Annotated in this window: 1 protein-coding gene; it reads left to right on the plus strand. The window is 47.4% G+C overall.

The annotated features are described in order from the left end of the window. Positions 1-31: 31 nt before the first annotated feature. The coding region (locus GKS34_RS23190) for an IS91 family transposase (RefSeq protein ID WP_163387532.1) at positions 32-774 on the plus strand (743 nt) is incomplete at its 3' end.

Consider the following 774-nt stretch of genomic DNA (forward strand, 5'->3'; position numbering starts at 1 on the left):
AGGACTCCGTTTAGCCCACTGGAGAAACTTTATGAGCAATAGGTATTCCGCCTGTCAGCTTGCCGATATTATCAGAGCTTTCCATACCGATATTCCAACGATAGCCTCCAATACGTGGAAAGCCCGAACGCTTTATGCGCTGATGCGTTGCCGAACCGCTGAGATGGGAGGGCATATCGACCGTTGTGACAATCCTGATTGCAACAAGCTACACATCAGTTACAATAGTTGCCGAAACAGGCATTGTCCCCGCTGCCAGGGACACCTGCGTGAACGTTGGATACAGGACAGGGAAAAGGATCTGCTGAATGCTTCCTACTTTCATATTGTGTTCACCCTGCCTGATACGCTCAATGAATTGGCGTTGAGCAAACCTGCTATGCTTTACCACATGCTTTTTCAAACCGCATGGTCAGTCGTAAGGGACTTTGCCGCAAACCCCAAGTTGCTAGGTGCAAGGACTGGAATGGTAAGTGTTTTACATACATGGGGCCAGAACCTAAGCTTACATCCTCATCTGCACTGTATTGTTCCAGCCGGTGGACTGACACCTTCCGGTAAATGGAAGGCTTCTCTCTCTAAGGGGCGTTTCCTTTTTCCGGTAAAGAAAATGTCCACCGTCTTCAGAGCCAGAATGGTGCAGGCACTAAGGGAAAAGACATTGTTAGATCCGAAAACTGCAAAACTATTATTCTCTAAGAAATGGGTCATCTATTGCAAAAAACCATTCTTTGGCCCCAAACAGGTCATCGAATACCTGGGAAGGTACTCTCA

The sequence above is a fragment of the Cyclobacterium jeungdonense genome, from assembly GCF_010994275.1.
Lineage (GTDB): Bacteria > Bacteroidota > Bacteroidia > Cytophagales > Cyclobacteriaceae > Cyclobacterium > Cyclobacterium jeungdonense.